The organism is Peptoniphilus sp. (assembly GCF_022767005.1).
In the GTDB taxonomy this organism is placed as follows: domain Bacteria; phylum Bacillota; class Clostridia; order Tissierellales; family Peptoniphilaceae; genus Peptoniphilus_A.
Genome location: NZ_JALEOV010000030.1, coordinates 1 through 7769 on the forward strand (window position 1 = coordinate 1; position 7769 = coordinate 7769).

Below are 7769 nucleotides of genomic sequence, written 5' to 3' on the forward strand. Positions count from 1 at the left end.
TTATGAGAATTAATGAGATTTTAAATATAAAATATCCAATTTTTCAGGGTGCCATGGCAAATATTTCAACAGCAGAGCTTGCTGGTGCAGTGTCTATTGCCGGTGGTCTTGGCATGATTGCAACTGGTGGATTTAGTCCCAATGAAGTTAGAGATGAAATTAGAAAAATAAAAAAGATGACTGACAAACCCTTTGGTGTAAATCTTGTAATGATTCATCCAGAAATTGAAGAACTAAATAAAGTTGTTGTTGAAGAAGGCGTTGAAATAATAACTTGTGGAGCTGGAAATCCTCAAAAGTATTTTGACTATTGGTTAAAAAACAAATTAAAGGTAATTCCAATTATTGCAAATAAAAAAATGGCTCAAAAAGTTGAAAGTCTTGGAGCAACTGCTTGCGTATTTGAAGGTGCAGAGGCAGGAGGACATATTGGAAAACTTAATACTTTTCCTGCACTTCCTGAAATTTGCGACTCTGTGAAAATCCCAGTAATTTCTGCTGGCGGAATTTATACGGGAAGACATATTTTGGCGGCAGAAATTTTAGGAGCAAGTGGTGTGCAAATGGGAACAAAATTTTTGTTATCAAAGGAAGCACCAGTCCACGAAAAATTTAAAAAAGTTTTAATAGAAGCAAATGACAGAGATACGATTGTAACTGGAATAACAACAAATCATCCAATAAGATGTTACAAAAATAAGTTGGCAGAAAAACTTTTGGAGGTAGAAATTAATAATCTCGGGGAAGAAGAATTTGAAAAATATGCTCGTGGTTCAGGGAAAAAGGCTGTAAGAGATGGTGATGTAGAATGGGGATCTGTATTAGCAGGTGAAGGATTTGAGTACCTAAATAAAATCGAGAGCGTAGGAGAAATAATCGAAAATATAATGATGGAATATGAGGAGCTAAAGAGAAATTTTAAAAGAAATTAATTAAAAGAAAGAGAGGAAGATAATAAAAATATCAGATATTAAATATTAAGCTAAAGTCAGTTAAAAATGTCTTTGTATAGGTGTTTATATAATATATAAAATGTGATAATTCTACTATTTTTTAGACGCAAGAATATTATAAAAAATATTTTAATCTTCGGATTACTTTTATATTCTATTTTTACTTTTTTTATTGACAAAGTTTTTAAAACTTGTAATAGAAAAAGAATTTGTTTAGATTAATTATTTGTCTTATATCTGAAGTGCTCTACGATGTGTTTTCTCTGATAGTTTTTTAGAGCTAGATTAAATAATATCTTGTTTTAACTGGCAATTTCACTAATTTTTATTTAGAACTAACTCGTTTATAAATATATTTTAAGGAAACTTTTGAAAATAGTTGATATTGTTTGCCAATTCATTTTTATTTATAAAATGCTTTGTGATGCAGTAGTTTTAGAAGATTATAGTTTTACAAAAGGAAGAGTTTTTATATAAATTTGGAATATAAATTGTACTAGGTTTTTGTTGTACTAAACTATTTTAAAAGAATTTTGAAATATGTTAGGCTTTAAATTTATGGTAATGTATAGTGTAGTGAGGAATGGACTAATTAAGTTTATTTGAAAAATTAAAACTATATAGAAAACAAAAAAGTTTTTGACAAAATTATTAACTTAAAGTAAATAGACACCGATTTTGCAAGGGTTTTTTTGAAAAAAAGTGTTAATTATATTAAGGTTACAAATGAGCTTGAAAAAGATTTTGATTTAAACTACAATATAGGTGTAACAAAGTACATAAAATTTTAAGGAGGATGTAAATGAAAGCGTTAATGGTAGATTATATGTCAGATGTTATTGACAAAGGACTTGAAGAAAGAGGTATTGAACTTGACAAGGTTATGCTTCCAACTTCTGAAAAATTAGCAGAAATTATTGAACCTTATGATTTCTTATTTATGAGAGTTGACCCATTCATAAACAAAGAAGTTCTTGATGCTGCTAAAAATTTAAAGGCAATTTTTGTTGGTTCAACAGGAACTAACCACATTGACCTTGACTATGCAAAGGAAAAGAATATTCCAGTTAAAAACTCTCCAGGACAAAATGCAAACGCAGTTGCTGAACTTGTTTTTGCAAAAATGTTAGATCTTTATAGAAATTCTGTACAAGCTCAAAATGAAGTTAAGAGCGGAATTTGGAATAAATACAGATGGATTGGTAGAGAACTTAGAAATAAAACTTTAGGAATTTGTGGTTTTGGTGCAATTGGTAGAAGAGTTGCAGAAATCGCTAATGTATTCCACATGAATGTTCTTGCTTACGATCCATTCTTAAAACCAGAAGATATTAAAGTAGATTATGTTGAACTTGTTGACTTTGATAGAATAGTAAAAGAATCTGACATTATCACTCTTCACATGCCACTTACTCCAGACACTAAGGATTTATTCTCTAGTGATGAATTCGAAAAAATGAAAGATGGAGCTTGCATAATCAACGCTGCACGTGGTGGAATTATTAATGAAGATGCACTTTATGATTACCTTAAAAATGGTAAATTAGGAGGAGCAAACTTAGATACACTTTCTGACGAACTTGGCTCTGGCGGACTTGACACTCAAGACGTTCCAGTTGAAAGCAAATTATTTGAACTAGATAGATTTTATGTAACACCACACATTGGTGGCTCTACTATCGATGCTCAAGACGATATTGGACATGTAGTACTAAGAAATTTTGACGAACTTTTCGGAAAATAAGAATATAATAGCTAATTTAAGGTAGCATATAGAATTTAGACTAAAATTAATTAAAAACTGCTCACATTGTGGGCAGTTTTTTTATGCAGAATGTAATTGCAATTAAAGATTTTTTATAATATATTAAAGAGGGAGGTGGATATGAAGGATTATTATGCACCAATTATTTTACTATTTGTATTTTCTGCAATAATTTTTCTCTACAATTATTATATAAAAGTGAGAAATGAAAAAATTTTAAGAGAAGAAATAATAAAAGAATTTGGAAAGGTTCACTCAAAAAAATTTAAGGGAAAAATCGACGGATTACATAAAAGGATTGGCGGCAATTTAACAGAAATTACAGCCAATGATTTGAATTTTGACAAAATTATAGAGAAAATTAATCACAATGTGTCAAGGCTTGGACTTGAATATTTTTATCACAGACTTAGAAATTTAATTTTAGATAAGGATGAGTTGATAAAGTCCCAAAACAATAGAAATATTTATAAAAAACATGAAGATGAGCTATTAGACCTTCAGTTTCAACTTGGTAAAATTGGATTTTTTAAAGAAGATGTATTAAGTTTAGTTGAGGAAGAAGTTAAAATAGACAGAGAGCTTGAAATTGGGGCGAATATTTTTTCATTTACAGCACTTTATATTTTAATTCTTTTTATCTTTTTAAGAGCTGGGTCAGTGCTATTTATTCTTGTCCTACTTGGAATAAATATTTACATTTATAAAAAATTTAACAACATAACTCTTGGCAAATTAGAAACTTTAGTTAGGTTTAAAAGTATTTTATTTGTTTCAGAAAATTTGATGAAAAATAAAAGCCAAGTATTTACAGAAGAATTAGAAGAGATAGAAAATATTTTAAAAAGAATTTCTCCACTAAAGAAAACTTTAAAGTCCTTTGGATTTTTGACTGGCAATGCGGAAATGGATTTTGCAGAAACTTACAAAAATGTATTATTTTTATCGGAAGCTAGAAAATTTTCAAAGTCGCAAAAATACTTTAAAGAGTATAAAGATGAAATTTTTAGACTATATTATCTTTTGGGAAAAATCGACTGTGAAATAGGAATTATTTCCATTGAAAAAGCATATAATACAGGAGATGCAATTTTTAGTGAAAAAATTTGTGGCAAAAATTTGTACAATCCATTATTAAAAGATGCTGTGCCCAATGATTTGGATTTGGAAAAATCAATAATTTTAACGGGTTCTAACGCATCTGGCAAGTCGACATATCTTAGAACCATTGGCATAAATGCAGTTTTTGCACTTAGTTTTGGCATTTTCTTTGGTGAAAAATTTGAAATAAAGCCACTTAAAGTAACATCGGCTATTGACATTAGCGACTCAATAATGAAAAATCTTTCCTATTTTATGGCAGAGTCCAAGGCAATTATAGAGATGATAGAAGATGATGAAGAAAAGTTAATTTTGCTAGACGAGATTTTTAGAGGAACTAACACTATTGATAGAATTGCATCTGCTACATCGACATTAAAATATTTGGCAAAGGAAAATTACGTTGTGGCAGCAACTCATGACATTGAGCTTACAATTTTATTGAAAGATTATTTTAACAACAAACATTTTGAAGAAAAAATAGAAGATGGCGACATAAAGTTTGATTATTTAATAAAAGATGGACCTGCAACTACGAGAAATGCCATAGCAATTTTGGATAGCCTAAACTATCCAGAAGAAATAATCAATGAGGCAAGAACTCTTTCAAAAAAAATGGAAGATAGATAAACTGAATCAATTCAGTGTTCTTTACAAGTAATCTTTTCTTTCTTTAATTGTTATTCCTAATAATATATAATATTATTAGGAATTTTTTTATATAGATTGTGAGGGTAGTATGAGGATTTATTTTACAAGACATGGTGAGACTGAATGGAATAAACTTAATATAATTCAAGGGCAAGATGATTCGCCACTTACTAAAGAAGGAATTGAGATGGGAAAGGCACTTCACGAGAAGTCAAAGAACATTCACTTTGATGCAATTTATTCTTCTGATCTTGGCCGTGCCTACGATACTGCAAAATTAATTTGTCCCAACAGACATATTATAAAGACCTCACTCCTTCGCGAAATTGACGTAGGTTATTGGTCTGGCAAAAATATTAAAGATGTTAAAATAAGCGACAGATGGCTTCATAAACTTTATTTTAATAAGCCACATAGATACAATCGCATTGATGGCGAAAGTTTATACGATCTTAGAAAGCGTGTGGAAAAATTTTTTGAGCTTGCTATTTATCCAGAACTTGACAACACTATTTTAGTCGTGGCTCACGGAGTTACTATTGTAGCTATGTTTTCTATTATGGAGAATATTCCCATGGAAAATTTTTGGATAAATAGGGTTAGGCGAAATGGCGAGTTTAACATAGCTGATTATCACAATGGCAAGTTTGAAATTATAAAAAAGGCGCCACAAAATCCTGTGGATTCTATTTGAGGTGATTAAATGAAAAGTTATGATTTAGTTATAATTGGTGCAGGTGTAGCTGGTTTGAGTGCTGCCATTTATGCGGGAAGATCTCTTTTAAACACTTTAGTAATCGAAAAATTTTCCTTTGGTGGTAGAGTTAACGACACTCCTAAGATTATTAATTATCCAGGATTTAAAGAAATTTCTGGTAGAGATTTGATAAATGAATTTAGAAAGCAAGCAGAAAGTTTTAATACTAATGAATTTGCTTACGGAACTGTTTCAAAAATCGAAAAAGTGAATAATGGTTTTAAACTTATTACTTTGAGGCGAAGGGAATTTTTTGCAAAGGCAATTATTATTGCAACGGGAACTTATGCTAAGATGATAAATGTTCCCGGCGAAACTGAATTTGCTGGTCGTGGTGTGTCTTACTGCTCAACTTGTGATGCAGATTATTTTAAGGGTAAAGACATACATATCTTGGGTTCAGGGGATCTCGCTTTAGAAGAGGCAGATTATCTATCTAATTTTGCAAACTCAATTAACATGATTATTATTCACGAAGAAGGAAATTTCGATGGAAATGAACTGGAAGTTAAAAAAATTAAAGAGAATCCAAAAATTTCTTACACTTGGCACTCAAAACTCGAGGGAATTTACGGCGACGACAGAGTAAATAGTTTGGACATTTTAGATTTATCTGATAATACAAATACTAGAGTTACTTCTGATGGAATTTTTATTTTTGCGGGAATGAGTCCCAATTCAAAATTTGTAAGGGATTATTTAGATTTAGATGATTTTGGTTTTATCATAACAGACGACTGCATGAGGACATCTGTGGAAGGAATTTATGCTGCGGGAGATATAAGAAAAAAACCTCTCAGACAAATTGTTACAGCAGCAAATGATGGTGCTGTGGCTACTGTTTATGCAGAGAGATACATTAGAAATAGAGGTGTAAGATGAGAGTTTATCCAAGAGGAACTGTAGTCTACAATAAAGAAAAGGCATACAATGGCATAAATTTAATTTCAACAGCAAAGGACGGAGCACTCATTACAAAAATGGACGGAACTGAACTTAAAAGGTATTCTGTGAACCCCATGCCAGCTAAGATGTTGCCAAATAAAAACATTATGAGTATTTCTTCTTTTAGGTCATCAGATTTTGGAGTCAGCGATGGTATAAAATTACTTGAATTTGACAAGGATGGGAAAGTTGTATTTGACTTCGACAAATTTAAGTTTACAGAGGACAGAGGTTATAGACCAAAGTGGATGGCGAGGGCGCATTCTGATTTTCAAAGAGAGGGGAACTCACTTGGATATTATTATCCTGGCGAAAAAATCATCAAAGGTGGCAATACCCTTATATTAGTTCACGATGCCATTGTGGACAATAGAATTTCTGATAAGACATTGCTTGACGATGTAATCTTAGAAGTAGACAAAAGGGGAAATATTATTTGGAAATTCTCCTTTAGTGAACACTTTGACCAACTTGGATTTTCAGAAGAGGCAAAAAATGTTTTATACAGAAATCCAAATCTTAGGATTACAGAAAAACCTCTTGGAAATTATTTGGACGTAACATCAATTTCCACAATTGGCGAAAACAAGTGGTATGATCAAGGTGATCCACGATTTCATCCCGAAAATATTTTGTTTACTGCGAGAGCGGCAAATATTATTGGAATAATTGACAAAAAAAGGTCGCGAATTTGTTACAAGTTGGGACCAAATTTTTCTGACTTTAAAAAAGTAGATCCAGTAGTTGGCTCTGCCTTTGCAAGTATAATTCCAAAGGGTTTAGAAGGCGAGGGCAATCTCTTGATTTTTGACAATGGAGGAAGATGCGGCTACGGTTCGCCAACGCTAACTTCTCCGTCAGGATTACTTCCCTTTGTTAGAAATTATTCGAGAATCCTAGAGATAAATCCTGTTACACTTTCTGTAAATTGGTCCGTAGATCCAAGGGATTTTGGTTTTTCAATTCCAATAAATGGCTACAAATTTTATTCGCCTTATGGTGGAAATCTTCAAAGACTTCCCAATGGCAATACTCTAATAACTCTTGCGACAGAGGGTATGGTTATTGAAATCACACGTTCAAAGGAAATAGTTTGGCAATGGACTTGCCCTTATAGGACGACTACGGAAAATGTCTTGAAAAATAACATGATTTACAGAGTTTATAGATATCCCTACGATTATCTCGGCGTAGATGACAGTGAAAATGAAATTGAAGAGATTGAAGATGCTTCTTATTTCAAGTTAAAAGGAGCGGGAAGTTTCAAGTCTGTTGATGTTACAAATGTAAATGGCAGCGAATTAAATAACGATATAGACCCACTTTCACAAGAATCTGAATCAGTTGTTGACCTTGAAGAAAACAAGAGAGTAATCAAGAGAAATGAATCAGTAATAAAATATGTAATGCAAAATTATTTCGACGACACGATAAAATCACAAAAAGCAGCCATAATTATCTTTGGTGCAGATAGATGTTCTCATTGCGAACCACTTATGGAGGTAATGCAAGTGCTCCTCGAAGAAGAGTTCAAAGAGGTTAGCTGTTACTATATGGATCTCGACAAAAATAAAGACTTTGCAGAAAAATACGAAAT

6 protein-coding genes are annotated in these 7769 nt (G+C 31.7%); all 6 read left to right on the forward strand.

Annotated elements, in window-relative coordinates:
• Positions 1–932: nitronate monooxygenase (locus MR285_RS02375; protein WP_293557647.1), on the forward strand; the 932-nt coding region annotated here is incomplete at its 5' end.
• A gap of 823 nt (positions 933–1755) precedes the next feature.
• A complete protein-coding gene (locus MR285_RS02380) occupies positions 1756–2697 on the forward strand; it encodes a D-2-hydroxyacid dehydrogenase (RefSeq protein ID WP_293557648.1) in 942 nt (313 codons plus the stop codon).
• A gap of 141 nt (positions 2698–2838) precedes the next feature.
• Positions 2839–4449, forward strand: coding sequence for a DNA mismatch repair protein MutS (locus MR285_RS02385; protein WP_293557650.1), 1611 nt, complete (start codon positions 2839–2841; stop codon positions 4447–4449).
• A gap of 109 nt (positions 4450–4558) precedes the next feature.
• On the forward strand, positions 4559–5164 hold the full coding sequence (locus tag MR285_RS02390; RefSeq protein ID WP_293557652.1) for a histidine phosphatase family protein: 606 nt from the start codon (positions 4559–4561) through the stop codon (positions 5162–5164).
• 9 nt (positions 5165–5173) lie between these two features.
• Positions 5174–6109 carry an FAD-dependent oxidoreductase gene (locus MR285_RS02395; RefSeq protein WP_293557654.1) on the forward strand — a complete coding sequence of 312 codons (936 nt, stop codon included), beginning with the start codon at positions 5174–5176 and terminating at the stop codon, positions 6107–6109.
• On the forward strand, positions 6106–7769 hold a 1664-nt coding region (locus MR285_RS02400), incomplete at its 3' end, for an aryl-sulfate sulfotransferase (protein WP_293557656.1). The genes MR285_RS02395 and MR285_RS02400, both read left to right, overlap by 4 nt.

Excerpts from the sequence above, each read along its gene's own strand:
- MR285_RS02395 (WP_293557654.1), top strand. The coding sequence starts at position 5,174 with ATGAAAAGTTATGATTTAGTTATAATTGGTGCAGGTGTAGCTGGTTTG.
- MR285_RS02390 (WP_293557652.1), top strand. The coding sequence starts at position 4,559 with ATGAGGATTTATTTTACAAGACATGGTGAGACTGAATGGAATAAACTT.
- MR285_RS02385 (WP_293557650.1), top strand. The coding sequence starts at position 2,839 with ATGAAGGATTATTATGCACCAATTATTTTACTATTTGTATTTTCTGCA.
- MR285_RS02380 (WP_293557648.1), top strand. The coding sequence starts at position 1,756 with ATGAAAGCGTTAATGGTAGATTATATGTCAGATGTTATTGACAAAGGA.